This window comes from Streptomyces sp. NPDC057617 (assembly GCF_042800555.1).
Lineage (GTDB): Bacteria > Actinomycetota > Actinomycetes > Streptomycetales > Streptomycetaceae > Streptomyces.
Genome location: NZ_JBHVGV010000002.1, coordinates 622,063 through 649,057, shown reverse-complemented (window position 1 = coordinate 649,057; position 26,995 = coordinate 622,063). Strand labels below are relative to the sequence as shown.

16 protein-coding genes are annotated in these 26,995 nt (G+C 73.1%); 5 read left to right on the top strand and 11 right to left on the bottom strand.

Translation table 11 applies throughout. The features are described from left to right. Nucleotide 1: 1 nt before the first annotated feature. The gene (locus ACFU9P_RS08445; RefSeq protein ID WP_384078301.1) at nucleotides 2–2,221 is read right to left on the bottom strand and encodes an ATP-dependent DNA helicase UvrD2; all 2,220 of its coding nucleotides are present in this window, start codon (nucleotides 2,219–2,221) and stop codon (nucleotides 2–4) included. Between the two features lie 224 nt (nucleotides 2,222–2,445). Here ACFU9P_RS08445 and ACFU9P_RS08440 point away from each other — a divergent pair, with 224 nt between their 5' ends. Then, nucleotides 2,446–2,703: a mycoredoxin gene (locus tag ACFU9P_RS08440; protein ID WP_376375503.1), complete on the top strand. Its 258-nt coding sequence runs from the start codon at nucleotides 2,446–2,448 to the stop codon at nucleotides 2,701–2,703. An 81-nt stretch (nucleotides 2,704–2,784) separates the two neighbouring features. Here ACFU9P_RS08440 and ACFU9P_RS08435 read toward each other — a convergent pair whose 3' ends face one another. Further along, the gene (locus ACFU9P_RS08435) at nucleotides 2,785–3,150 is read right to left on the bottom strand and encodes a MerR family transcriptional regulator (RefSeq protein WP_384078300.1); all 366 of its coding nucleotides are present in this window, start codon (nucleotides 3,148–3,150) and stop codon (nucleotides 2,785–2,787) included. 128 nt (nucleotides 3,151–3,278) lie between these two features. On the opposite strand from ACFU9P_RS08435, the gene ACFU9P_RS08430 reads away from it, so the two are divergent. After that, the gene (locus ACFU9P_RS08430) at nucleotides 3,279–3,785 is read left to right on the top strand and encodes a hypothetical protein (protein ID WP_384078299.1); all 507 of its coding nucleotides are present in this window, start codon (nucleotides 3,279–3,281) and stop codon (nucleotides 3,783–3,785) included. A gap of 68 nt (nucleotides 3,786–3,853) precedes the next feature. Here the strand turns inward: ACFU9P_RS08430 and nudC are convergent, their stop codons facing one another. From nudC to ACFU9P_RS08405, 5 genes are all read right to left on the bottom strand, one after another. Then, complete coding sequence (gene nudC / locus ACFU9P_RS08425) at nucleotides 3,854–4,798, bottom strand: NAD(+) diphosphatase (RefSeq protein WP_384078298.1); 945 nt, start codon at nucleotides 4,796–4,798, stop codon at nucleotides 3,854–3,856. Between the two features lie 230 nt (nucleotides 4,799–5,028). Next, nucleotides 5,029–6,423 carry a dipeptidase gene (locus ACFU9P_RS08420; protein WP_384078297.1) on the bottom strand — a complete coding sequence of 465 codons (1,395 nt, stop codon included), beginning with the start codon at nucleotides 6,421–6,423 and terminating at the stop codon, nucleotides 5,029–5,031. A gap of 19 nt (nucleotides 6,424–6,442) precedes the next feature. Then, a complete protein-coding gene (locus tag ACFU9P_RS08415; protein WP_384078296.1) occupies nucleotides 6,443–10,189 on the bottom strand; it encodes a UvrD-helicase domain-containing protein in 3,747 nt (1,248 codons plus the stop codon). Between the two features lie 222 nt (nucleotides 10,190–10,411). After that, on the bottom strand, nucleotides 10,412–14,044 hold the full coding sequence (locus ACFU9P_RS08410; protein WP_384078295.1) for an ATP-dependent helicase: 3,633 nt from the start codon (nucleotides 14,042–14,044) through the stop codon (nucleotides 10,412–10,414). Nucleotides 14,045–14,307: 263 nt separating this feature from the next. Continuing rightward, entirely contained in the window at nucleotides 14,308–14,766 is a 459-nt protein-coding gene (locus tag ACFU9P_RS08405; RefSeq protein ID WP_384078294.1) for an MGMT family protein, read from the bottom strand. 230 nt (nucleotides 14,767–14,996) lie between these two features. On the opposite strand from ACFU9P_RS08405, the gene ACFU9P_RS08400 reads away from it, so the two are divergent. From ACFU9P_RS08400 to ACFU9P_RS08390, 3 genes are all read left to right on the top strand, one after another. Further along, nucleotides 14,997–17,807: a YbhN family protein gene (locus ACFU9P_RS08400; RefSeq protein ID WP_384078293.1), complete on the top strand. Its 2,811-nt coding sequence runs from the start codon at nucleotides 14,997–14,999 to the stop codon at nucleotides 17,805–17,807. 139 nt (nucleotides 17,808–17,946) lie between these two features. Continuing rightward, nucleotides 17,947–19,542 carry an alpha/beta hydrolase gene (locus ACFU9P_RS08395; RefSeq protein WP_384078292.1) on the top strand — a complete coding sequence of 532 codons (1,596 nt, stop codon included), beginning with the start codon at nucleotides 17,947–17,949 and terminating at the stop codon, nucleotides 19,540–19,542. 125 nt (nucleotides 19,543–19,667) lie between these two features. Beyond that, the gene (locus ACFU9P_RS08390) at nucleotides 19,668–21,272 is read left to right on the top strand and encodes an alpha/beta hydrolase (protein WP_384078291.1); all 1,605 of its coding nucleotides are present in this window, start codon (nucleotides 19,668–19,670) and stop codon (nucleotides 21,270–21,272) included. Nucleotides 21,273–21,377: 105 nt separating this feature from the next. On the opposite strand, the gene moeZ is transcribed toward ACFU9P_RS08390, so the two are convergent. The 4 genes from moeZ to ACFU9P_RS08370 form a co-directional block, all read right to left on the bottom strand. Beyond that, the gene (gene moeZ, locus ACFU9P_RS08385; RefSeq protein WP_376375473.1) at nucleotides 21,378–22,556 is read right to left on the bottom strand and encodes an adenylyltransferase/sulfurtransferase MoeZ; all 1,179 of its coding nucleotides are present in this window, start codon (nucleotides 22,554–22,556) and stop codon (nucleotides 21,378–21,380) included. A gap of 165 nt (nucleotides 22,557–22,721) precedes the next feature. Then, entirely contained in the window at nucleotides 22,722–23,696 is a 975-nt protein-coding gene (locus ACFU9P_RS08380) for an NAD-dependent epimerase/dehydratase family protein (protein ID WP_376375471.1), read from the bottom strand. A 157-nt stretch (nucleotides 23,697–23,853) separates the two neighbouring features. Beyond that, a complete protein-coding gene (locus ACFU9P_RS08375) occupies nucleotides 23,854–24,972 on the bottom strand; it encodes a hypothetical protein (RefSeq protein ID WP_384078290.1) in 1,119 nt (372 codons plus the stop codon). Beyond that, nucleotides 24,965–26,896 (bottom strand): glycosyltransferase, encoded by a 1,932-nt coding sequence (locus ACFU9P_RS08370; protein WP_384078384.1) that lies wholly within the window; start codon nucleotides 26,894–26,896, stop codon nucleotides 24,965–24,967. Before ACFU9P_RS08370 ends, ACFU9P_RS08375 begins: the two co-directional genes overlap by 8 nt. Nucleotides 26,897–26,995: the final 99 nt, after the last annotated feature.

The window sequence follows — 26,995 nt, the reverse complement described above, 5'->3', positions numbered from 1 at the left end:
ATCAGTCTTCCCCGCCGCCCTCCGCACCCTCCTCACCAGCGCAGATGGCAAGCACATCGGCTCCGAAACGGTCCAGCTTGCGGGCGCCGACGCCGGCGATCGAGGCCAGCTCGCCCGGCGCGGCCGGCACGGCTTCGGCGATCGCCATCAGGGTCTTGTCGGTGAACACGCAATAGGCGGGCTGGCCCAGGGACCTGGCCTGCCCGGCGCGCCAGTCCCGCAGCCGTTCGTAGAGCGCCTCGTCCATGTCCGACGGGCAGTCCTCGCAGCGCATCAGCTTCATCTCGCCCGCGTCGGTGAGGGTCTTGCCGCAGACCCGGCAGAGCGCCGGGCCGCGCCGCTTGCGCCGGGCCGCACCGCCGCGCTCCACGGCACCGCCCGGCCCCGACTCCGTACCCCGCGCCCCGGCGGCCGTGGAGCCGGGGCGCAGTCCGTTGAGGAAGCGGGTGGGGCGGCGGGAGGCCCGGCCGCCCGGCGCGCGGGAGAGCGCCCAGGACAGACAGAGATGTGACCGCGCCCGGGTGACCCCGACATAGAGGAGCCGGCGCTCCTCCTCGATCTGCTCATCGGTCTTGGCGTAGGTGATCGGCATCATGCCCTCGGCGAGCCCGACCAGGAACACCGCGTCCCACTCCAGGCCCTTCGCCGCGTGCAGCGAGGCCAGGGTGACGCCCTGGACCGTGGGCGCGTGCTGGGCGGCCGCGCGCTCGTCCAGCTCGGCCACCAGATCGGCGAGTGTCGCCTCCGGCCGGGCCCGTACGAAGTCCTCGGCGAGACGGACCAGGGCCGCCAGGGACTCCCAGCGGTCACGGACCGCGCCCGAGCCGGCGGGAGGTTCGGTCGTCCAGCCCTTGGTGGAGAGCACCGCCCGCACCTGCGCGGGCAGTTCGACGACATCGTCGAGCAGGGAGTCATTGCCCCCGAAGCGGGCCGCGCCCCGCAGCGCCGCGCCCGCTTCCCGTACCTCCTGTCGCTCGAAGAACCGCTCCGCGCCGCGCAGTTGATAGGGCACCCCGGCATCGGCCAGGGCCTGTTCATAGACCTCCGACTGGGCATTGATCCGGTACAGCACGGCGATCTCCCCGGCCGGGACCCCGGCCGCGATCAGATCGCGGATCCGGCGGGCGGTGCCCTCGGCCTCGGTCGGTTCGTCCGCGTACTCCGTGCAGACCGGCTCGGGGCCGGGGCCGCGCTGCGAGACCAGTTCGAGCCGGTGCTCGGCGGCCCTGCCCCGCGCCTGGTTCAGCAGGCCATTGGCGAGATGGACGACCTGGGGCGTGGAGCGGTAGTCGCGGACCAGCTTCACCACGGTGGCGCCCGGATGGCGGGTGCGGAAGTTCAGCAGATGATCGGGGGTGGCGCCGGTGAAGGAGTAGATCGTCTGGCTGGCGTCGCCCACCACACAGAGACTTTCGCGATCGCCCAGCCAGAGATCGAGCAGCCGCTGCTGGAGCGGGCTCACGTCCTGATACTCGTCGACCACGAAGTGCTGGTACTGACGGCGGATCTGGTCGGCGATGTCATGGCGGTCCTGGAGGATGCCGACCGTGAGCAGCAGGACGTCCTCGAAGTCGATCACCGAGCGGTCGCGCTTGAGCTGTTCGTACATGCCGTAGATCTGGCCGGTCTCGGCCGGGTCGCGCGGGGCCTCGCGCAGGGACTTGGCCACGGCGGCCGGATAGTCGGCCGGGACGGTCTGGGTGACCTTCGCCCATTCGATCTCGCCGGTGACATCGCGCAGTTCATTGCGGTCGAGCCGGATCCGGCAGCGGGCCGCGGCCTCGGCGACGAGCTGGACCTTGCGGTCGAGCAGCCTCGGCAGCTCACCGCCGACCGCCTTCGGCCAGAAGAACTGGAGCTGGCGCAGCGCCGCCGAGTGGAACGTACGCGCCTGGACACCGCCCGCGCCGAGCTGGCGCAGCCGCCCGCGCATCTCGCCCGCGGCCCGGTTGGTGAAGGTGACGGCCAGCACGCTGCCGGGCTGGAGTATGCCCGCGCGCACTCCGTACGCGATCCGGTGCGTGATCGCGCGCGTCTTGCCCGTGCCGGCCCCGGCCAGCACACACACCGGACCGTGCAGGGACGTCGCGACCTCGCGCTGCTCGGGGTCGAGTCCGTCCAGCACCGCGTCGGCGTCGCGCGGCGGGGCCACGATCTGGCCGTGCCCGGACTCCTGCGGGAATTCCGGCGGGAAGAGTGGGGAATGCGTTGCTGCTGTCACGCCGCCATGCTGCCAGGTCGCCCGGGACGGGTGCGGTGGTTGTCCACAGGGGAGGCGGATTGGTCGTACGAACACACTGGCGGGTGCCGAGGCTGCGCCGGTACGCCGGGTCCGCCCGCCGGGCGTCCGCCGGGTCCGGTGGCGGTGCGGGAATGGTGGCAGGGGTGCGGACGTTCGACACCATGCGGACAACGCATTCGGCGAGACAGAGGAGCGCGAGGGACATGCCGGGCACTGTGACGATGTACAGCACCACGTGGTGCGGATACTGCCGTCGGCTCAAGGGCCAGATGGATCGCGAGGGCATCGCGTACACCGAGATCAACATCGAGCAGGACCCGGAGTCGGCGGCCTTCGTCGAGAAGGCGAACGGCGGCAACCAGACGGTCCCGACGGTTCTCGTGGTCCCGCCCAACGGCGGTGAGAACGTCGTCATGACGAACCCGAGCCTCGCCCAGGTGAAGCAGGCTCTCGCGGTCTGACGCTCCTCCGGCGCCGCGCCCCCTCCGGTAGATGGACCTCACTGGAGGGGGCGTTCTGCTGAGTCGGCGTTCAGTCGCCGTTCATCCGGCCGGCGAGGCCGCCCGCAGCGGGCATCCCGTACCGACGCGCGTTTCGAGGTCGGCCCGCAGGGCCGCCAGCTCCGCCATGCGCGCGTCGATGACCTGGATCTTCCCCTCGAACAGCGCGGACAGCGCGTCCGCGGTGTCCGGCGCCCCGCGCAGTTCCTCGCCGTGCCGTGCGATCTCGGCCAGTGAGAATCCGAGCGTCTGCGCGGTACGGACATAGTGCAGCCAGGGCACCGCCTCGGGCGGGAAGTCGCGGTAGCCGTTGGCCAGACGCCGGCCCTCGACGAGACCGACCTTCTCGTAGAACCGGATGGTGTCCTTGGTCATCCCCGCTTGCGCGGCCAGCTCCCCGATCAGCATGACCCTCCGTATGACCGTCCGTCGGTTCCGGCCGTACGACCGTCCGTCGGATTCCGGGCTTGACCTTGGAGCGTAGTCCACTGTTTAGCGTGAGGCGTCGCTGTCGTCGGACCAGCAGGAGCCTCGTCGTGATCCGTCTATCCGCACCTTTCCGCCCCGGCCCGTTCCGCTCCGGCCCTACCCGCCCCGGCTATCTGCGCGTCGTGCGCGCGAGCGCGTGGTACGACCTCGTCGTCACGGCGGGGTTCGCGACCCCGTGGACGTACGCGCTCGTGCACCGCGGGCTGTCGGCTCTCGGCAACGCGCTCGGGCTGGGCGCCCTGCCCCCGCTCGACCCGATCCAGACCCTGTACGCGAATCTGATGGGTTCGGTCGTGGTCGTCTGGGCTCTGCTGCGCATCGTCGGACCGCTGCCGGTGCACGGGCTGCTCGACGGTGTCGCGCGCGTGCTGTTCGCGATGTGGCAGGCGTACGCGCTGGCCCACGGTGCGTTTCGGGTGCTGTGGCTGTTCTTCGTCGTCGAGGCCGCGTTCGGCGTCGTCCAGCTCGTGCCGTGGTGGCGAAGCCGGCTCACCGGCCCGGCCGACGACGCCGCCGGGCCCCGTGGGCGCCCCCGGCTCGGGGCCTCCTCGTAACCGCTGGTCCTAACCGCTCAGTCCCAACCGCTCCGTCCCAACCGCTCAGTTGTAACCGCTGTAACCGCTCAGTTCGCCGGCTTCGGCAGGGGCTTGCCGTACCACAGCTCCACCAGACGCGCGGCGATGGAGATTCCGGCCGGGGGCAGGATCTCGCCCGACTCGATCGCGGTCCGCAGGTCCTCCCGGGAGAACCAGCGCGCCTCCTCGATCTCCTCGCCGTCCACCGTGATCTGCGACGAGGTGGCGCGCGCCATGAAGCCCAGCATCAGGCTCGACGGGAACGGCCATGGCTGGCTGGCGATGTACTCGACCTCGCCGACCGTGACGCCCGCCTCCTCGAAGACCTCGCGCGCCACCGACTGTTCGATCGACTCCCCCGGCTCCACAAAGCCCGCGAGCGTGGAGAAACGGCCCTCGGGCCAGTGCACCTGGCGGCCCAGGAGCGCGCGGTCCTCCTCGTCGGTGACCAGCATGATCACCGCGGGGTCGGTACGCGGGTAGTGCTCGGCGCCGCAGGCCTGGCAGCGGCGGATATGGCCGGCCGCGGCGATCACGGTGCGTTCGCCGCAGCGCGAGCAGAAACGGTGCAGCCGCTGCCAGTTCTCCAGCGCCACGGCATGCACCATCAGCCCGGCGTCGCGGGCCGAGAGCAGCATGCCCGCCTCGCGCAGCCCGGCCGCCCGCGCCGACTGGTCGATACGGCCGGGGAGTGTGTCCTTCTGGAGCGCGAAATAGCGGACACCGGCCTCGTCCATGCCGAGGAAGTAGCGGTGGGCCTCGGTGACGGGCGCCTCGAAGGACGGGATCATCACGAGTTCGGTACGGCCGTCAGGGGTGTCGTCGATCAGCACCTGGCCGCCCGACACCACGAAGACCCGGGTCGTCGGATGGCTCCACGCCGCCGCCAGCCAGGCCTCGTCGAGACGGTGGTGGGCCGCGCGGTCGATACCGCTGGGGGCGGTGAGGCCGATGGGTCGGTGTGCGGTGGCGTCACTGCTGATGGTGCTCACAGGTACTTCCAACTCCCCCGGATTGATTGGGTTTCTGATCAGCGGAGTGTGCGGTGCGGGCGAGGCCGGCGCCGGAACCGGCGGCGAGGCCGGGCCCGGCGAGGCCCTCGGCGCGGGAGACGCTCTCGGCGAGCGGGGCGACGGCGCGGGGGTCGCCCCCCGCGCGGGAGGCGCTCTCGGCGCGGGAGGCGCTCTCGGCGCGGGAGGCGCTCTCGGCGCGGGGCGGTCCCTCAGCGCAGGGCGGTGGCAAGGTCGCCCCAGAGGTAGGCCGTCGTTTCCGCGCCCTTGAGGAGCAGGTCCAGTTCGACCTTCTCGTTCGGAGCGTGCCAGCCGTCGGACGGTACGGAGATGCCCAGGAAGAGCACCGGGGCGCCCAGCACGTCCCTGAGGTCGGCGGCCGGTCCCGAGCCGCCCTCGCGGGTGAAGCGGACAGGACCGCCGAACGCGCGGCCCATGGCCCGTACGACCGACTGGAGCGCGGGGTGGTCGAGCGGGGTCAGACAGGGGCGGGTGGCCGCGCCGAAGCTGATCTTGTACCGGATTCCGGCCGGGATCCTGGCCTCGGTCCAGTCCCGTACGGCCCGCTCGATACGGTCCGGATCCTGGCCGTCGACCAGTCGGAACGAGAGCTTCAGCAGGGCCGAGGACGGGACGATCGTCTTGCCGCCGGGGCCCTGGTAACCGCCCGCGATGCCGTTGACCTCGGCGGTCGGGCGGGCCCAGATCCGCTCCAGGGTGGAGTATCCGGCCTCCCCGAGAGTGCCGTGGGACTGGGCCGTACGGAGCCACTCCTCCTCGTCGAAAGGCAGCTCGGCGAGGAGCGCGCGCTCGGTGGCGCCGAGTTCGGCGACATCGTCGTAGAAACCGGGGACCGTGACGCGTTCGTGCTCGTCGTGCAGGGCCGCGACCAGCCGGGCTGCGACGGTGGCCGGGTTCGGGACGGCGCCGCCGAAGGAACCGGAGTGGATGTCCTGGTCGGGGCCGTACAGCTCGATCTCGCAGTCGGCGAGGCCGCGCATACCGGTGCAGACGGTCGGGGTGGACTCGGACCACATACCGGTGTCCGAGACGATCACGGCGTCGGCCGCCAGCCGCTCCGCGTGCTGCTCGGCCAGGGCGCGCAGATGCGGCGAGCCGGACTCCTCCTCGCCCTCGACGAGGAGCTTGAGATGGACGGCGGGGGTGGTACGGCCGGTCGCGGCGAGGTGCGCCCGTACGCCGAGGGTGTGGAAGAACACCTGGCCCTTGTCGTCGGCGGCGCCACGTCCGTACATCCTGCCGTCCCGCACGACCGGCTCGAAGGGGTCGGTGTGCCAGCCGTCCTCGCGGGCGGCCGGCTGGACGTCGTGATGGCCGTAGACCAGCACGGTCGGGGCGTCCGGGTCCGCGGAGGGCCACTCCGCGAAGACGGCCGGGGCGCCGGGGGTGTCCCAGATCTCGGCGATCGGGAAGCCGGTCTCCTTGAGCTTCTCGGCCAGCCAGTCCGCACTGCGCCGCACATCCGCGTCATGGCCGGGCTGGGCCGAGACGGACGGGATGCGCAGCCAGTCGGCGAGATCGTCGAGGAAGGCCGCGCGGTGGGTCTGGATGTACGTACGGACGACGCTGTCCGGGGTGTCGCTCATGATGTCGAGCCTAACGGGCTCAGGGAGCGGTCTCGTCTGCCGGTTCCAGGGATCCCCCGTCCGTGGGCGCGCCGGGGGCATCGTATGAACGTCCCACCTCGTCCGGATGTGCCGGTTCGGGCACTCTGCCGGTGGCGGCTGTCCCGCCGGTCAGGACGCGCTCCAGCTCCGGGCGGCCGGGCAGGTGGTCGGGGCGTACGACCTCTCCGCTGCGTACGTACAGGAACGCGGCCGTCACCGCGGTCAGCGGGAGGCCGTGCTGCTCGGCCCAGGCCAGGCGGTAGACGGCGAGCTGGAGGGGGTCGGCGGTGCGGGCGCGGCCGGTCTTCCAGTCGACGATCTCGTACGTGTACGACTCGGTGCCGGTCGCCGGGTCGGCACGGGCCTGGCGGTAGACGGCGTCGATACGGCCGCGGATCACTCGGCCCGCGAGGGTGAGGTGGAAGGGCGCCTCCACGCGGTACGGGGTGCGGCGGGCGTACGGGGTGCGCTCGAAGGCGGCCTTGAGCGCGGCCAGGTCGCGTTCGTCCGCGATCTCCGGCTCGTCGTCCGCGCCGCCGGGCAGTTCGTCGGGGCCGAGCATGGGCAGGGGCAGCTCCTCGAACCGCGACTCCACCCAGGCGTGGAACCGGGTGCCCCGGCGCGCGGCGGGCTGCGGCGGGCGCGGCATGGGACGGGCCAGGTCCTGGGCGAAGGCGTCGGGGTCGGCGGCGAGGCGGAGGAGCTGGGAGGCGGAGAGGGAAGGGGGTACGGGGACATCGCGGACGGTGGCGCGGGCGCGGCGGAGTTCGCCGGTGAGGGCGTCGAGATCGCGGTCCCAGGAGGCGAGGGTGCGGGTCTCCTCCGGAGTGAGGGCGGGGGTTCTCTCCCCGGCCCCGCCCCTTCCCGGATCCGGGGGCGAGCCCCCGGCCCCCCACGCGCCACCGCCACCGCCCGCGGTGCGGGGCCCGGGGACGGCACCGCCCGGGGCGCCGGGCGCCCAGGAGTCCCAGTCGGCCGGGTCGTCGTCGGCCGGCCCCGGATCGGCGGGGCCGGGGCCGGAGTCGGGGCCGTCCGGCTCGGGATCGTCGTCCGGTACGAAGAAATCGTCCGGGGCAAACGGGTCGCCCGGGTCGAACAGCTCGGCCGGCTCGACCATGTCCGCCGGGTCGTCGGGGTCGAACAGGTCGGCCGACTCCGCATCGTTCAGTTCGGGCCGCTCCGCATCGTTCGGTACGGACGGGTCGGCCGGGGGTGCGGCGTCGCCGTCCCCGTGGTGGAACTCCGCTTGGAACTCCGCCAAGTACCTCCGTACCGTTTCCGCCGCCTCCTGGCGGCGCGCCATCGACTCGGGGTCCAGCGGGAGCGGCCAGGGGTGCGGGGTGGAGTCCGTATGGAGCGCGGGGTTCTCGTCCGTGTCCTCCGGGGCGTCCGCCCAGGCCTCGATTTCGCCGTGGCCCGCCACGCAGTGGGCGTACAGCGCGTGCAGGAAGTCCGACGGGCCCCGGGGGCGTTTCTGGGTCGGGCCCCACCAGTGGCCGGAGCCGAGCAGCAGGGAGCGGGGGCGGGTGAAGGTCACATAGCCCAGGCGCAGTTCCTCCGTCTTCTGGTGCTCCTTCATCGCCTCCTTGAAGGACTTGAGCCCCTTCGCGTCCCAGGACTCCATGTCCGGCAGCGTCGCCGCGTCGCCCCGCAGCGCGTGCGGGAGGACCTTCGGCTGGGACGTCCAGGCCTCGCGCGCCCGGCCGTTGGGGAACTGGCCCGTGACCAGGCCCGGCACGGCGACCACATCCCACTCCAGGCCCTTGGACTTGTGCGCGGTGAGGACCTTCACCGTGTTCTCGCCGCCCGGCAGTGCGTTGTCCAGGCCCTTCTCGTACTGCGCGGCCGTCCGCAGGAACCCCAGGAAGGCCAGCAGCCCCGCCTCCCCGTCGAGGGCGGCGAAGGAGGCCGCCACATCGAGGAAGTTGCTGAGCGTCTCGCGGCGGCGGGCGGCCAGGGCGTGCGGGGACGCGGAGAGTTCGACCTCCAGGCCGGTGGTCGCGAGGACGCGGTGCAGGACGTCCATCAGGGGGTCGGCCAAGGAGCGGCGCAGCTCGCGCAGTTCGGTGGCGAGGCGTGCGAAGCGGACTCGGGCGGCGGCGGAGAAGGGCAGGCCGTCCTCCGGGGCGCGGGCCGGTTCCAGGAAGGTGTCGAGAGCGTCGGCGAGTGAGATCACCTCGGCCGGGTCGGTGCCCTCGACCGCCGCGGCCAGCCGTGCGTCGAGGTCGTCCGCCCCGTCCTCGCCGCCGCCCCGGTGGACCAGCAGCCTGGCCCTGCGGCCCAGCAGCGCCAGATCGCGCGGCCCGATGCGCCAGCGGGGGCCGGTGAGCAGCCGTACGAGCGAGGCGTTGGCGCCCGGGTCCTGGAGGACCTCGCACATCGCGACCAGATCGGCGACCTCGGGAAGGTGCAGCAGCCCGGACAGGCCGACGACCTCGACGGGCACCTCGCGCGCCACCAACGCGCCCTGGATCTCCGGGAAGTCCCCGGCCGTCCGGCACAGTACGGCGATCTCGCCCGGCTCCTTTCCCGTACGCACAAGGTGCGCGATCGAGTCGGCGAGCCACTCGATCTCCTCGGCGTGCGTGGGCAGCAGCGCGCAGCGCACCCCGCCGTCGCGCTCCGCGCCGGGCGCGGGGCGCAGCGCCTCGACGCCTTCGTGCATCGCGCGCAGCGGCCCGGCCAGACCGTTGGCGAGGTCGAGCAGCCGGCCGCCGCTGCGGCGGTTCTCGCTGAGCGAGAAGCGGGCCGCCGGGGAGCCGTCCGCGTACGGGAAATGCTCGGGGAAGTCGTCCAGATTGGCGACGGAGGCGCCGCGCCAGCCGTAGATCGCCTGGCAGGGGTCGCCGACCGCCGTCACCGCGTGCCCGGTGCCCGCGCCGAACAGCCCGGCGAGCAGCAGCCGTTGGGCCACGGACGTGTCCTGGTACTCGTCGAGCAGGACGACCCGGAACTCGTCCCTGAGCAGGGCGCCGACCTCCGGTCTGGTGGCGGCGAGTTCGGCGGAGAGCGCTATCTGGTCGCCGAAGTCGAGGAGATCGCGGGCGCGCTTGGCCTCGCGGTAACGCCGTACCAGATCGAGCAGTTCGCGCCGGGCCGCCACCGTCTCCGGCACCTTGCGCAGCTCGGCGTTGCTGAGCCGGGCGCCGTCCAGGGCGGTCAGCAGCTCGCTGTCGTACGCGCCGAGCCGGTCCGTACGCACAAGATGCTCGGCCAGCTCGGCGTCGAGCGCGAGGAGATCGCTGACCAGGGAGGGGAGCGTCTTGGTCAGGGCGGGGTACGGTCCCGGCGCCTCCCTCAGCACTCGCGCGGCCAGTTGGAAGCGGGTGGCGTCGGCGAGCAGCCGGGCGGTCGGCTCCAGCCCTATCCGCAGGCCGTGGTCGGTGAGCAGCCGGCCCGCGAAGGCGTGGTACGTGGAGATGCGGGGCTCGCCCGGGGGGTGGTCCGGGTCGATGACATCGGGGTCGGTGACCCCGGCCCGTACGAGCGCCTTGCGGACGCGCTCGGCCAGTTCGCCCGCGGCCTTGTTGGTGAAGGTCAGCCCGAGGACCTGCTCGGGGGCGACCTGTCCGCTGCCCACCAGCCACACCACCCGGGCGGCCATCACCGTCGTCTTGCCGGAGCCGGCTCCGGCCACGATGACCTGCGGGGCGGGCGGCGCGGTGATGCAGGCCGTCTGCTCCGGGGTGAAGGGGATGCCGAGAAGCTCCTTGAGCTGCTCGGGATCGGTGAGATGTACGGACATGTCAGAGAGGCTATCCGGCACCACTGACAATGCCGGGCGGCGCTGTTGACGGCCCTCTGCGGGGCCTCCGCGCCGGCTCCTGACCGGCCGTGCCGCGGCCCGCCGCCCGCCCGCCGGCCCCGCGCCAGCTTCCCGCGCCGGCCCCGCGCCGGGCTCCCGTACCGGCCGCCCCAGGCCCGTACCCCGCGCCGTATCACTCGCCGTATCACTCGCCGTTCCGTGTCACTCCACGATCTGGCGGCCCTCCGGGCGTGCGCTGCACGACGCCCGGAAGGCGCAGTTGGCGCAGTGGCCGCCGGTGGTGGGGGTGAAACGTTCGTCCAGGACGCGGCCCGCCGCGGTGGTGAGCAGTTCGCCGACCCACTCACCCGAAAGCGGCTCCTGCGCCTGGACCTTGGGGAGTTGCTCGCCGCCCTCCTTCCGCGGGGCGGGCTGGCGCAGTTGTACGAGTTCGGCGCCGCCGGGCTCCGGGCGGCGGCCGTCGAAGACCTCGTCCAGCGCGCCTTCGCGGACGGCGAGCTGGTAGACGGCGAGCTGGGGGTGGCGGGCCACCTCGTCCTTGGTGGGCGCCTGCTTGCCGGTCTTGAAGTCGACGACATAGGCGCGGCCTTCGCCGTCCTGTTCGACACGGTCCATGGAGCCGCGGATACGCACTTCGTACGCGCCGGCTTCGAGGGTGACGTCGAAGCCGTGCTCCGTGGCGGCGGGGGTACGGCCACGGTCCATGATGTGCCAGCGCAGAAAGCGTTCGAGTGCGACGCGGGCGTGCTGCTTCTCCTGCTGGGACTTCCAGGGCGCGTCGAAGGCGAGCGCGTCCCATACGGAGTCGAGCCGTTCCATGAGGACGGCGAGGTCGGCGGGGCTGCGGCCGGAGGCGACCTCGTCGGCGAGGACGTGGACGACATTGCCGAACCCCTGGGCGGCGGTGGCCGGTTCGTCCGCCTTCACCTCGCGGCCCAGGAACCATTGCAGCGCGCAGGTGTTCGCGAGCTGGTCCAGTGCGCTGCCGGAGAGCGCGACGGGCCGGTCCCGGTCGCGCAGCGGGACCTCGCTGCGCGTCGGTTCGTACAGGCCCCACCAGCGGTCCGGGTGCGCGGACGGTACGAGCGGCTGGCCCTCCTCGTCGGTGAGCGCGGCGAGCCGGGCGAGGCGGCGGGCGGCGGCGGCGCGCAGGGCGGGGGCGGCCTCCGGGTCGACCGTGGTGGCGCGCAGTTCGGCGACGAGCGGGGCGACGGCGAGGGGGCGGCGGGGGCGGCCGGTGATGTCCCTGGGCTCGACGCCGAGTTCGGTGAGGAAGCGGGAGGGCTGGTCGCCGTCATCGGCGGGTGCCTTGACGGCGGTGACGACGAGGCGGTCGCGGGCGCGGGTCGCGGCTACGTAGAAGAGCCTGCGCTCTTCTGTAAGGAGGGCGCCCGGAGTCAGGGGTTCCGCGAGACCGTCGCGGCCGATCCTGTCGGCCTCCAGGAGCGAGCCGCGGCGGCGCAGGTCGGGCCAGAGGCCCTCCTGGACGCCTGCGACGACGACGAGCCGCCATTCGAGGCCCTTGGAACGGTGGGCCGTCATCAGGCGTACGGCGTCGGGGCGTACGGCGCGGCGGCTGAGGGTGTCGGCGGCGATGTCCTGGGCGTCCAGCTCCTCCAGGAAGTTGAGGGCGCCGCGGCCGCCGGTGCGTTCCTCGGCGCGGGCGGCGGCGTCGAAGAGGGCGCATATGGCGTCGAGGTCGCGATCGGCGTTGCGGCCGGCCGCGCCGCCGCGCAGCGCGGACCGTTCGAGCCGGCCGGGCCAGGTGGTGCCGTCCCACAGCTCCCAGAGGGCCTCTTCGGCGGTGCCGCCGCCTTCGAGCAGCTCGCGCGCCTTGCGCAGAAGCGCGCCGAGCCGCTGCGCGCCGCGGGCGTACGCCGGATCGTGCGCCACCAGCCGCTCGGGCTCGGCGAGCGCCCGCGCGAGCAGTACGTCGGACGGCGCGGGCGCACGATTCCCCCCGGACCGCTCCTCATCTCGCAACGCCCGCCCGAGCCGCCGCAGATCGGCGGCGTCCATGCCGCCGAGGGGCGAGGAGAGCAAGGCGAGAGCGGTCTCGGTATCGAGCCATGCGTCTGGGGTGCCGCCGGGGTCTGGGGCCGCGCCCGGCCCGGAACCGGTCCCTGTGCCTGCCGAGGCGCGGGCGCCAGCACCCTCCGCACCGCCTGGCAGCGCGCTCGCCGAAGCACCGGGGGCGTCAACCTCCGGCGCGGAAGCGTCCGTCGGCCTGACCGCCGAGCCGCCGGGGGCGGCGGCCGCTGGGGCGCGGTCGTCCGCCGCAGCGTCAGCTCGGCCGTCGTCGGTGCCGGCCTCCAGCGCCGGGGCGTCCGGAACCCCGGCCGCCAGGCCGGCCACCGCGGCGGCGAGCGCCGGGCTGTCCCGAAGGGCCCCCGCCGTGTCGGCCACCGGCACCGAGCCGTCCGGCCCCCCCGCCCGGCGTACCGCCGCCAGCGCCACCGCCCTGAGCGCCGTCAGCAGTGGGGACACCGCTGGTTCGTGGCGTAGGGGGACGTCGTCGCCCGTTACGTCCAACGGGACGCCCGCTGAGGTGAGGGCTCGGCGGATGGCGGGGATGGTGCGGCCGCCGGCGCGGACCAGGACGGCCATGTCGGTCCAGGGGACGCCGTCCTCCAGGTGGGCGCGGCGGAGGATGTCGGCGATGTTGTCCAGTTCCGTGGACGGGGTCGGGAAGGTGTACGTCTCGACCCGGCCGCCCTCCCGTACCGGCGACGGCTCCCGGTGCACCCGTACCTTCTCCGCCGGCAGTCTGGTGAGCGGCATACGGCGGGTCAGCAGCCGGGTCGCCGCCAGCAGTGCCGCGCCCGAGCGGCGGGACGTGGTGAGGACCGCCACCGGTGCCGGGCGGCCGTCCGCGCGCGGGAAGGCGGACGGGAAGTCCAGGATGCCGTTCACATCCGCGCCCCGGAACGCGTAGATCGACTGGTCCGGGTCGCCGAACGCGACCAGCGTGCGCCCCCCGCCCGCCAGCGCGCGCAGCAGCCGTACCTGCGCCGGGTCGGTGTCCTGGTACTCGTCCACGAACACCGCGTCGTACTGGGCGATCAGCCGTTCCGCGACCTCGGGCCGCCGGGCCAGCAGCACCGCCCGGTGGACCAGCTCCGCGTAGTCGAGCACGCCTTGCATGTCCAGGACATCCAGATACTCCGCCAGGAACGACGCCGCGGCCGACCAGTCGGGGCGCCCGGTGCGCCGCGCGAACGCCGCGAGCGCGTCCGGGCCCAGGCCCAGCTCACGGCTGCGGGCCAGCACCGCCCGTACCTCGTCGGCGAACCCGCGCGTCGTCAGGCACGCGCGCAGCTCGTCCGGCCACCCGGCCCGCCCCCGCCCCTCGCGCTCCAGGTCGATCTGGCCCGCGAGCAGATCCCGTACCGCGACATCCTGCTCGGGGCCGGAGAGCAGCCGCAGCGGTTCGGTGAACAGGTCCGCGTCCTGGTGCGCGCGGATCAGGGCGTAGCAGAACGAGTGGAACGTCGTGGCCTGCGGGCCGCGTCTGCCGCCGAGCCGGACCGCCATCCGGTCGCGCAGTTCCACCGCCGCCTTGCGGCTGAAGGTGAGCACCAGGATCCGCTCCGGGTCCGCGCCCCGCCCGACCCGCGCCGCGACCGATTCGACGAGCGTGGTGGTCTTGCCCGTACCGGGCCCCGCGAGCACCAGCAGCGGTCCCGCCTCATGGTCAACCACCCCGCGCTGGGCTGCGTCCAGCTCAGGGGGATCCACCGGGACCGGCGGCGTGCGCACCAGCCGGTACGCGCCCGGGGTCCGCTGCCGTACCCGACGGTGCGGGGTACGCCCGGTGGAGGAGGAGGAACTCACGTGGATCGCCGGTCCTGGAGGGGGTGCTGGTGGTGACGGGGGTGCCTGGGGTTCGCGTGACGCGCGCCGACGACGCTACGCCGTCGGGCGGCCGGGACGCGGGGAGTTCCGCATCCGCCGGACCCGCGAGGGGCACGGCGCGGAGCACGCACAAGTTCCGCCGCGCGCCCGTCCACGCGCCCCGGCGTGCGCCTTCATCCGGTACGTACGGGTCTCCGCGCCCGGGCCGGGCTCCCCGGTCCGCCGTCGTATGGCTGAAGCTGTCATATGTGAGCCGTACCGTCCGCGCCCGGGCCCGCGCCGTCCCAGCGCGCCCGTTTCATGTCCAGCCGCGGCAGATGCCCCTCCGCGCTCCGCGCCGCCTCGCGCAGCGGGGTGCCCTCCTCGCGGTAGTGGGCCAGGGCCGACAGCTCGTGTCCCGGGAGCAGCACCCCGTCCGAGCGGACGACCCGCCACCAGGGCACGGCACCGCCGTACAGGGCCATGGCCCGGCCGACCTGGCGGGGGCCGCCCTCGCCGAGCCACTCCGCGACATCGCCGTACGTCATCACACGGCCGGCCGGGATCAGCTCGGCGACATCGAGCACCCGCTCCGCGTAGTCGGGCAGCCCGGACGGCTCTCCGGGCCCTTCGCCCAGCGGCTCCCCCGGCGGCTCCCGGAACCGCTCCTCCGGCGGCTCACGGGTCGGTTCGGCCCTCGGCTCACGCTTCTCGTTCCTCATCCGGCCCATCCTGCCGCACCCCACCGACAGCCCCTCCGGTTGTCCACATCGGAGTGCATCCAGCCGGTCACCCTGTGTACGTACAGTCGCAAAGGGGCGCATCTCACCCGCCCCGAGCCCCCGCAATGCACCCTGATGCCCCCGTCTGTCGTCGGCTCGTGCCACCATCGTCCCGGCGGTGACTGGTGATACGAGATCAAGAAGAGACGGATTCGGCGGAGGAGCGTGCCGTGCAGCCATCTGCGACGGCGGACACCTCCGGCGCTGAGCCGCGCCCGGAATCGGTCCGGGAGGCAGTCCGGGAGACGGCGAAGAGAGCCCGGGCCGGTACGGTCGAGCCCCCCGCAGACCCCGCAGACACCCAAGAGGCCCGAGCAGCCCAAGAGGCCCGAGCAGCCCAGGACGCCCACGACACCTGCGACGACGCCGAAGAGGGAAGCGCCACCCGCGCCACCCCGGCCGACCGGCTCTCCGGCGACGAGCCGCTGCTCGCCGCCCGTGTCCACCGCCCCTCCGACCTCCTGCGGCTGCTCGTCGGCATCCTCGCCATCGCCCTCCTCCTCGGCCTCTCCGCCTTCGCCCACGGCACCACCACGGGCCTGGAGCAGGACATCTCCAAGGGCACGGGCCAGGCCCCCGACCTGCTGGCCAAGGTCGCCGGCCTGGTCTCCAGCATCGCCGTGCTGCTCGTCCCCGTCGCCTTCGCGATCGAGCGGCTGATCAAGCGCGACGGGCTGCGGATCGCGGACGGCGTCCTCGCCGCCGTGCTGGCCCATGGCGTGACCCTCGCCACCGACCTCTGGGTCGCCAGATCCGCCCCCGACTCGATCCAGGACGCGCTGACCCGCCCCCAGCTCGGCGCCGGGCTCACCGATCCCGTACACGGCTATCTCGCGCCCGTCATCGCCTATATGACGGCCGTGGGAATGGCCCGCAGGCCCCGGTGGCGGGTCGTGCTCTGGGTGGTGCTGCTGCTCGACGCCTTCGCGATGCTGGTCGCCGGGTACACCACACCGTTCTCGATCATCCTGACCGTACTGATCGGCTGGACCGTCGCGTACGGCACGCTCTACACCGTCGGCTCCCCGAACGTACGGCCCACCGGACAGACCCTGATGGCGGGTCTGCGCCATGTCGGTTTCCGCCCGGTCAACGCCATGCGCGCCGAGGACGTCACCGACTCCGCCGACCAGGGCGACCGGGGCCGCCGCTATCTGGTCTCCCTGGAGGACGGTCCGCCGCTCGATGTGACCGTCGTCGACCGGGAACAGCAGGCGCAGGGCTTCTTCTACCGGGTCTGGCGGCGCATGGCCCTGCGCTCCTTCACCACCGGCAGCTCCATCCCCTCCCTGCGCCAGGCGCTCGAACAGGAGGCGCTCCTCGCGTACGCGGCGATCGCCGCCGGGGCCAACGCCCCGAAGCTGATCGCCACCTCCGAGCTGGGGCCCGACGCCGTCATGCTGGTGTACGAGCACCTCGGCGCCCGGTCCCTGGACTCGCTGCCGGACTCGGAGGTCACCGACGAGCTGGTACGGAACGCCTGGCGACAGGTGAAGGCGCTCCAGTCACGCCGTATCGCGCACCGCAGGCTGACCGGCGACGCCCTGGTTGTGGACCGCTCGGGGAAGGTGATCCTCACCGAGCTGCGCGGCGGTGAGATCGCGGCGGGCGACCTGGTGCTGCGGATGGACACCGCCCAGCTCCTGACCACCATGGGGCTGCGGGTCGGCGCGGAGCGCTCCGTCGCCGCCGCGGTGGAGGTGATCGGCCCGGACGCCGTCGCCGACTGTCTGCCGCTGCTCCAGCCGATCGCGCTGAGCCGCTCCACCCGCGCGACCCTGCGCCGCCTCGCCCGCGAGCGGTCGCAGCGCGAGCGCGAGGCGGTCCTCGCGGCGTCCGAGATGAACAAGCGCGCCAGGGCGGCGGAGAGCGCCGCCGAGGACGGTGACCGCAAGGCCGTACGGAAGTCACTGCGCGCCGAGAAGCAGGCCGAGAAGCGGGCGATAGACGACGCGCTCGACGAGGCGCGCGAGGAGGACCTGCTCTCCCAGATGCGGCAGCAGGTGCTGCTCATCAGGCCGCAGGCGCCCGTCGAGCCGGTCAGGCTCGAACGGATCAAGCCCCGGACGCTGATCAGTTTCATCGCCGGGGCGATCGCCGGGTACTTCCTGCTCACTCAGTTGACGCAGCTCGACTTCAACACGGTCGTCAGCCAGGCGCACTGGGGCTGGGTGGCCGCCGCGGCGGCGTTCTCGTCGCTCAGCTACTTCGCCGCGTCGATGAGCCTGCTGGGCTTTGTGCCGGAGCGGGTGCCGTTCCGCAAGACGGTCGCCGCGCAGGTCGCGGGCTCCTTCGTCAAGATCGTCGCTCCGGCGGCGGTCGGCGGGGTCGCGCTGAACACCCGGTTCCTCCAGCGCTCGGGCGTACGGCCGGGGCTCGCGGTGGCGAGCGTCGGCGCGTCACAGCTCTTCGGTCTCGGCTCGCACATCCTGCTGCTGCTGTCCTTCGGCTATCTGACCGGTACGGAGAAGTCGGCTTCCCTCACCCCTTCGAGGACCGTGATCGCGGGGCTGTTGACGGTCGCGGTGCTGGTTCTGGTGGTGACCGCGATCCCGTTCCTGCGGAAGTTCGTGGTGACCCGGCTGCGGTCGCTGTTCGCCGGGGTGGTGCCGCGCATGCTGGATGTGCTCCAGCGGCCGATGAAGCTGGTCACGGGCATCGGCGGGATGCTGCTGCTGACCTGTGTGTTCGTGATGTGCCTGGACGCGTCGATCCGGGCGTTCGACAACGGCAACCAGCAGCTCAGTTACGCGAGCATCGCGGTGGTCTTCCTGGCGGGCAGCGCGATCGGTTCGGCGGCGCCGACCCCGGGCGGGATGGGCGCGATCGAGGGCGCGCTGACACTGGGGCTGATCGCGGTGGGGCTGCCGAAGGAGATCGCGGCGCCCGCGGTGCTGCTGTACCGGCTGCTGACGCTGTGGCTGCCGGTGCTGCCCGGCTGGGTGTGCTTCAACCACCTGACGCGCAGGGGGGCGCTGTAGGACCTCTCGGCCGGTACGGGGACGGGACCGGCCGCGACGACCGCGCTGCGCCCTCAGCCGCCGGACGGGCCGCCGTGCGAAGCCACTCGCATGGCTGTCGCCCCGCGCGGCCCACGCCCCCGCGGCGCACGATGGGATCATGCCGACCCATTGCACCCGGCGCGGCACGGCGCTGCTCGCCGCCCTGACCGCCGTCGCCCTGCTGGCCGCCTCGGGATGCTCCGACAGCGGCGACCCCGCCGGCGCGAGTTCGAACGGCCGCAGGGCGAACGCCCTGGCCACGCCCACTGACCTGGCGGCCCAGCGGCTGTCCTGGAAGGCGTGCCCGGCCCCCTCGGCCACCGAGGGCGGCGGTACGGCACCGTCCCCGCTGCCCGGCGGCGTCCCGTGGGAGTGCGCCTCGATGAAGGTCCCGCTCGACTACGGCAAGCCGGGCGGCGACAAGATCGAACTGGCCCTCATCCGCGGCAGGGCCCGCGACCGGGCCCACCGGATCGGCTCGCTCCTCTTCAACTTCGGCGGCCCCGGCGGCTCCGGCGTCACCGCGCTGCCGTCCTTCGCCCCGGACTACGAGAAGCTGCGCGCCCGGTACGACCTGGTCAGCTTCGACCCGCGCGGAGTGGGCCGCAGCGACCCGGTGAAGTGCAAGACCGACCGGCAGCTCGACGCGTACTACGCCCAGGACGCGACGCCCGACACCGCCGCCGAGGAGAAGACCTTCACCCAGAGCCTCGCCTCCTACGCGGCGGCCTGCGAGAAGCGCTCCGGCCCTTCACTGCCGTACGTCGGTACGGTCGACGCCGCCCGCGACATGGACCTGATGCGGCAGGTCCTCGGCGACAAGAAGCTGCACTACTTCGGGATCTCGTACGGTACGGAACTGGGCGGCGTCTACGCCCACTTGTTTCCGAAGTCCGTGGGCCGCGCGGTGCTGGACGCGGTCGTCGACCCCAACCAGAACGCGGAACAGGGCTCCCTCGGCCAGACCAAGGGCTTCCAGCTCGCCCTCACCAACTTCGAGAAGGACTGCATCGCCCGCGGCCCCGCCTGCAAACTGCCGGGCACCACCCCGAAGCAGATCGAGGGGTTCATCACCGGACTGCTCGGCCGGCTCGACAAGAAGCCGATCGCGGGTCTCGGCACCCGGAAGCTGACGCAGACCCAGGCGACCAACGGCATTGCCCAGTCGCTCTATTCGAAGCAGTTCTGGCCGTATCTGGAACAGGGGCTCGACGAGGCGGACGGCGGCAACGGCGCGCTGCTGCTCGCGCTGTCCGACGCGATGAACGGGCGCGACGAGAACGGCAACTACAGCAATCTCCAGGCGGCCAACGCGGCCATCAACTGCGTGGACTCCAAGGAGCGTTACACGCTGGCGGAGACCAGGGCGAAGCTCCCCGAGTTCCGCAAGGCCTCGCCGGTCTTCGGGGACTTCCTGGGCTGGGGGCTGATGAGCTGCTCCAAGTGGCCGGTGCCGGGGCAGTGGACGCACCCGGATGTCAGCGCGCCCGGCGCGGCGCCGATCCTGGTCATCGGCAACACCGGTGACCCGGCCACGCCGTACGCGGGTGCCAGGGCGATGGCGGACGCGCTGGGCAAGGGCGTGGGGGTCGAGATCACGTACCACGGCCAGGGCCACGGCTCGTACGACAGCGGAAACGCCTGTGTGCAAGGGGCGGTGAACGGCTATCTGCTGAACGGCAAGGTGCCCGCGGCAGGCACGGTCTGCCGTTAGGGAAATGCAGCCCGTCCGGCGATGGGAGACGGCCGCTCAAGACGGGCCGTCAGCCGGACGGACCCGGTGGGCACCTGTCCCTCACCTCGGTTGTTCTCGCCCCGCGGACGGGCTTGAATTGCCGGATGCCCAGACGTACCCGGATAGCCGCCCTGACCATGGCGTCCCGGCTTCTCACCGGCGCCCTCGCCGCATGCGGCGGCGGTACGGACGACCCCCCGCCGGACCCCGGAGCGGCCACCCCCGTCGCCGCCAAGACCGCTCCCGCGACAGCCAGTCAGAAAGCGGGCCAGGAACCGGCGCTGCCCCCGCTCCCCGCCTCGCTCACCGGGCAGAAGCTCGACTGGCACCGGTGCGCGGCCCCCGAGAAGGCCCGTGGCAGCGACGCGAAGCCCCCCGGCTCCAAATGGCAGTGCGCCACCATGCAGGCCCCCCTCGACTACACCGCGCCGGCCGGCGAGACCATCGGGATCGCCCTGATCCGCTCGCAGGCCAAGGACCGGGCCGGCCGGATCGGCTCGCTGCTCTTCAACTTCGGCGGCCCCGGCGGCTCCGGCGTCGCCACCCTGCCCGGCGCCGCCGACCTGTTCGAAGCGCTCCACGAGCGGTACGACCTGGTCGGCTTCGACCCGCGCGGGGTCGCCGAGAGCGCCGGTGTGGTGTGCCGGGACAACAAGCAGATCGAACAGTCCCTCCGTATCGACTCCACCCCGGACACCCCGGCCGAGGAGAAGATCTTCCTCGACGACTCCCGGGCCTTCGGCGACGGCTGCGCCAAGCGCTCGGGCCGGGTGCTGCCGTATGTCGGGACCACCAGCGCCGCGCGGGACCTGGATCTGATGCGCCAGGTCCTCGGCGACCGCGAGCTGCACTACTTCGGCTTCTCGTACGGCACCGAACTGGGCGGTGTGTACGCCCACTTGTTCCCGTCCAAGGTGGGGCGGCTCGTCCTGGACGCGGTGGTCGATCCGACGGCCGGCTACACGGCCCACTCCCGCAACCAGGCGCTCGGCTTCCAGCGCGCCCTCGACAACTACTTCAAGAGCCGAGGCATCGGCGCACGCAGCGGCACCGCGCGGGTGGTGAAGCTGCTCGACCAACTGGACAGCGAACCGCTGCCGACCTCCACGGGCCGCACCCTCACCCAGGGCCTCGCGCTCACGGGCATCATCGCCCCGCTGTACGGCGAGGAGACCTGGTGGGCGCTGACGGACGCCCTGGAGGCCGCCGAGAACGGGGACGGCACCGCGCTGCTGCGGCTGGCCGACTCGTACAACGACCGTGACGGACAGGGGCGTTACAGCACCGCGCACCACGCCCAGCGGGCCATATCCTGTGCCGACGCCAAGGGCCGGGTCGGCGCCGACGAGGTACGGTCCCGGCTGCTGGCGGACTTCCGGAAGGTGTCGCCGGTCTTCGGTCCCTATCTGGCCTGGGACCTGGCGGGCTGGTGCGCCGACTGGCCGGTCGCGGGCGAGTACGAGACACCGGAGGTGGCGGCGCCGGGCGCGGCCCCGATCCTGGTGATCGGCGGCACGGGCGACCCGGCGACACCGTACGAGGGCGCCGAGCGCATGGTCGGGGAGCTGGGCGAAGGGGTCGGCGTCCTGCTCACCTTCGAGGGCGAGGGCCATGGCGCCTACACCACCGGGAACCGCTGTGTGACCCGGATCGTGGACGCCTACTTCCTGCGGGGGACGGTGCCGGAGTCCGGGAAGAGCTGTTCCTGAGCGGCGGTTCGTACCGTACGTACCTCACATGTACGAAGGGGCCGGTCCACGCGGTGTGGACCGGCCCCTTCGCAAGACCTGCGGGACCTGCAAGATCTGCGAGGTCTAGTAGATCGGCTTCTCCGGCTCGATCTGGTTGACCCAGCCGATCACTCCGCCCCCGACATGCACCGCGTCCGCGAACCCCGCGGACTTCAGCACCGCGAGCACCTCCGCGCTGCGCACACCCGTCTTGCAGTGCAGGACGATCTTCTTGTCCTGCGGCAGGGTCTCCAGGGCGGTGCCCATCAGGAACTCGTTCTTCGGGATCAGCTTGGCGCCGGGGATCGAGACGATCTCGTACTCGTTCGGCTCCCGGACATCGATGATCTCGATGTTCTCGCCGTCGTCGATCCACTCCTTGAGCTGCTTGGGAGTGATCGTCGAACCGGCCGCCGCCTCCTGCGCCTCCTCGGACACGACACCGCAGAAGGCTTCGTAGTCGATGAGTTCGGTGACGGTGGGGTTCTCGCCGCAGACCGCGCACTCGGGGTCCTTGCGGACCTTGACCTGGCGGTACTGCATCTCCAGGGCGTCATAGATCATCAGCCGGCCGACCAGCGGCTCGCCGACGCCCGTGAGCACCTTGATCGCCTCGGTCACCTGGATCGAGCCGATGGACGCGCAGAGCACGCCCAGCACGCCGCCCTCGGCGCAGGAGGGGACCATGCCCGGCGGCGGGGGCTCCGGGTAGAGGCAGCGGTAGCACGGGCCGTGCTCGGACCAGAAGACGCTGGCCTGCCCGTCGAAGCGGTAGATCGAACCCCAGACGTACGGCTTGTTCAGCAGCACGCAGGCGTCGTTGACCAGATAGCGGGTGGCGAAGTTGTCCGTGCCGTCCACGATCAGGTCGTACTGCGAGAAGATCTCCATCACGTTCTCGGCTTCGAGCCGCTCCTCGTGAAGGATCACATTCACATAGGGGTTGATGCCGAGAACGGAATCCCGCGCGGACGCGGCCTTCGACCGGCCGATGTCGGCCTGGCTGTGGATGATCTGGCGCTGCAGGTTCGACTCGTCGACCTCGTCGAACTCCACGATGCCGAGCGTGCCGACACCGGCCGCGGCCAGGTACATCAGAGCCGGGGAGCCGAGACCTCCGGCACCCACACACAGCACCTTCGCGTTCTTCAGCCGCTTCTGTCCGTCCATCCCGACGTCCGGGATGATGAGATGGCGGGAGTACCTGCGGACCTCGTCGACGGTCAGCTCGGCGGCGGGCTCGACCAGGGGTGGCAGCGACACAGGGACCTCAACAGGGGGTTGGCCGATGGATCGAATGGAGTTGCTCTTCCTGCAACACTGCCACGGCCCTTCTCATTCCGAGACACCCGGTCCGGCCCGCGAGACGGTTTCGTCCCAGTAACCGGTCAGCCCGGTCAGCCGGCCCGCCGGCCGTCGACCGGCCGGTCAGATACGGCATGCCGCCTCCATCCAGATGTCGGCCAGGGACTCCTCCAGATTGATCCGGGGGCGCCAGCCGAGCCGGTCGCGGGCGGTGCGTACGTCCGCCTGCTGCCAGGCGCCGCAGCCGTCGGGGTACGGGAAGGGGCCCGCGCCGATGTGTTCCGTAGCCGACTCGCCGCGGGGCGCGCCGATGGTGGCGTGGCCGGGGCGCACCGGGCCCGGGGGCAGGTCGAGTTCGTGCAGGGCTCCCGCGTAGCCCGCGACTCTCGCCAGGACGGCGGCGGCATCCCGGAGCTTGACCGCCCGTCCGGTGCCGATGTTGACGATGCCCTGGGCGGCGGAGAGCGAGGCGGCGTGCACGGCGCGCGCCACGTCCCGTACGTCGACGAAGTCGCGCTGCACGCCCAGCCCGCCGAGCTTCAGCTCGCCGTCGCCGGCCTGCATGGCGCGGCGCATGGCCTCGGCGAGGCGGCCGAGCGGGGAGCCGGCTGGGGTGCCGGGGCCGACGGGCGAGAAGACCCGGAGCACGATGGCGTCGAGCCCGGCGCCGAGGACCAGCTCGGACGCGGCGAGCTTGCTCACGCCGTACGGGCCGCCGGGGCGTGGTACGGCGTCCTCGGCGGTGGACGAGCCGTGCGGGGAGGGGCCGTACTCGGAGGCGCAGCCGAGCTGGACGAGTCTGGCGCCGCAGCCGCTGCGGCGCAGGGCCTCGCAGACGGTGGCGACGGCGACGGTGTTGTGCCGGGTCAGTTCGCGGGCGCCGCCGCGGGTGGCTCCGGCACAGTTGATCACGACCCCGGGGTGGACGGCGTCCAGGAAACGGGTGAGGGCTCCCGGGCTGCCGCCCGCGAGATCGAACCGTACGTCGGCGTCGTCGCCGCGGCCGAGCGCGGTGAGGTGCACGGCGGGGTCGGCGAGCAGCCGGTCGGCCACGAAGCGGCCGAGGAAACCGTTGGCACCGAGCAGCAGGACCCTCATCGCGCCGCCCTTCCGTGGAGACGGGCCATGGCGGGGGCCAGTACTGGGGATTGGGGGGTCATGTGTGGTGTCTCCTTCATGGTGGTGCCGGGGGTGATGCCGGGTGGGTCTCGGGGTGCGGGGGCTTTGAGGTGCGGGGGGTCTTCAGGTGCTGAGGTCAGGTGTGCGCCGAGGCCCGGGAGAGGGCGACGGCGGCGTGTACGAGCAGGCCGAGCGCGGCGGCTCCGCAGGCCAGGGCGGGTACGGACGCCGGACCCCAGGCCTGGACCGCGTGCGTGACAGGGACGGCGAGGAGGTCGCAGCCGGGGAGGCGGCCCGCGAGCACGGACGCGCAGGCGAGCGCCTCCACGGCGGAGGCGGCGGCGAGTCCGGTGGCCGCGGCGCGTGGGAAGCCATGGACCGTGAGCAGCCGGGCCAGCAGGAAGAGCGTGCCGAGGGCGGCGGTGGCGGCGGGCGCGCCGTCCTCGTCGAAGACCAGATCGGCGGCCGTCGCGAGCGCGGTGACGGCGGCGGCGTACAGCGCCACGAGGGCGAGCAGCAGGGGCCGCGCCCCGGCCGTGAAGTCGGCGAGCCCGTGGCTCTCGGTGAGCCGGCGCCGGCACCGTACGGAGAAGAGGTGGGCGCACCAGGCCGCGGGCGCGACGGCCCACGCCAGTGCGGTCAGCGGGGTGGTGGTCGCGGGCCAGGGTCCGTCGGGGCCGCCGGTGACCAGGGCGTCCAGCAGTCCGTCGCCGCACACGAGATAGGCGAGCAGCCAGTGGACCCAGAGGCCCGCGGCGGGGGCGGTACGGCCTTCGGCGCGCAGCGGCCCGCGGCGGAGGCAGGCGGCGAGGGTGCCGGTGAGGGCGAGGGATCCCGCGAGGCCCAGGGCGAGGTGGCGCTGGCCGGTGCTGTGCTCAAGTCCGGCGAGGGTGAGGGAGGCCACGGCCCCGGGCAGCAGGGTGAGGATCATCCAGCCGGTGAGGCGGCGCGTTCGGGTTTTTCGCGCCGGGCGTACGGAGGTCCGAGCGCACGCCTCGCCCGCTGCCGCTTCATCCGCCGCTTCCCCGCCGTGCGGGACGCGGGCGTACAGCTCCTCGGCGAGCGAGAAGACATCGCGGTGCCGGAAGCGGGCGGCCGTACGGTCGGTGATCCCGTGGGCCTCAAGACCGGCGGCGATCTCCAGCGGGTCGACGGCCCGCTCGCACAGCGTCCGGTGCCGGTGCAGCAGCCCCTTGACGGGATCGGCGGTGGCGCCTGTCCCGCGCCGGACGGCGGGCTTCGCCTCGTCACGCATCGCCCTGCCCCGCCTTCACTCCCGCACCGGCGCGCGCGCCGGTCCGCGCGCGCCTCGGGAGGACCGGGCGGCCGGCGGTCCAGCGGACCGGGGCGTACATCTCGGCCGGGTGCGCGAAGGGCACCCCGTCCGCCGCGCGCCGTACGGGGTCGTGCGAGATCAGCTCCAGATAGATCTCGTGGAACGCCGCGAGGTTCTGCTCGACGGTGAAGAGTTCCAGTGCGCGGGCGCGCGCCGCCGCGCCCAGCCTGGCCCGGCGCTCGGGGTCGCGCAGCAGCGCGACACAGGCGTCCGCGAGCGCCCGCGGATTGCGCGGGGGCACCACCAGCCCCGTACCGCCGATGACTTCGACAACCGCGCCGACATCGGTGGAGACCGTCGCGCGCCCGCAGAACATCGCCTCGACCAGGCTGATCGGGAAGCCCTCGACCACGCTGGAGAGGACGACCACCTCGCCCGCCGCGTAGGCGTCAGGCAGTTCGGGCGCCTCGGGTCCGCCGATCTCCTCGAAGGAGACGGGGTTGTCGCCGACCGAGTGGGCGTCGGCGGCCTCATCGGGGAAGAGCTGCGCGGCCAGGGCCCGGCAGTGCGCCAGATACGCGGCGGCGCCCGGCCCCTGCGCGGGGGCGCCCACGATCCTCAGCCGCGCGCCCGGCTCGGCCGCGCGGACCGCGGCGAAGGCGTGGAGCAGCGAGACCAGATCCTTGGCGGGCTCGATCCTGCCGACCCAGACCAGGGTCCCGGGATCGCCGCCGGTACCCCCGCTGCCCGGCCCGCCACCGGCCACCGAGCCGACGCCGCTCACCGAACCCCTGGCACCGCTCACCGATCCGGCACCCGTCCCGCCACGGCCCGCCGAGCCGCCACCGGCCGCGTCGCCACCCCCGACGCCGTCCCCCACCCCGTCGCCCACCGCGGAGAAACGCTCCGCCTCCATACCGGGGTAGACCGTGCGCAGCGTGGCCCGGTCGGCGCCGCAGCGCTCCTGCCACCGCCTCGCATGGGTGTTGCCGGGGGTGATGACACCCGCCTGCCGGTAGACCTCGGCGGCCAGCAGCCCCTGGAAGGCCGCGAGCAGCGCGCGCACCGGCGCACTCAGCAGGGCCGTGTCCGCCGGGGCGCTGCCCAGGCCCGCGCTCGCGAGATAGTGCGCCCTGAGCTGTACGCCGTACTCCGTGACCAGCAGCGGCACCCCGAAGAAGCGTTTGGCCAACAGTCCGGGGAGGGCCGCGGAGCCGCCGGATGTGGCATGGCAGAGATCGGCCGCGCCCAGCGCCTCGTCGTCGTACCAGTCCAGCGAGAGGGGGCGCAGGGCGCGCTCCAGCCGCTCGGTGAAGGCCAGGAAGTCGGGCACGGTCGCGGACTGCACGCTCCGGCGTGCGCCCGGTGCGCGGCAGGCGGACTCCAGCAGCCGGGCGGCGGCTTCCGAGCGCAGTGCGCCGGGGAGCCCGCCCCGCTCCCTGGCCAGGTCGGCGAGCCCGTACAGCCCCGCCGCGAACCCCCCGGCACCGGCCGCGGACGCCGACCCGCCCGGTCCACCCGGTCCACCCGGTCCGCTCGACGCACCCGGTCCGCCCGCCGCGCCGGCCCCCGCGCCCGCGTCCCCAACCGTTTCGGCACCCGGTTCGCCCGGCTCCGAGCAGACAGCCGTGACCAGCCGGCCGAAGTGGTCCGCGAAGCGCCGCCGGTCGCGCCGCCCGTACCCCCGCCCGTTGTCCGCCGGTGCCCAGAGCGGCGCCGTGCGCACCCGCTGGATCCGGCGCGGCAGCTCTATCCAGCCGCGCGCCTCCTGCCGCGCGCTGCGGCTCAGCGCGTAGATGTCGAACTCGTGCTGTACGAGCCCGCGTACGAGCCGGTCGCACCAGAGCCTGGATTCACCCGTCGCATACGGATACCCACCGTCCGTAAGCAGTCCGATCCGCACGAGTACACCCCCGATCTCCCTTGTGGGCAGCCGCCGTTGGCCGGCGACTCGCAGCGGGACGACCGTAAGCGGATATGCCGGTGGCGCGACGGACGGTTG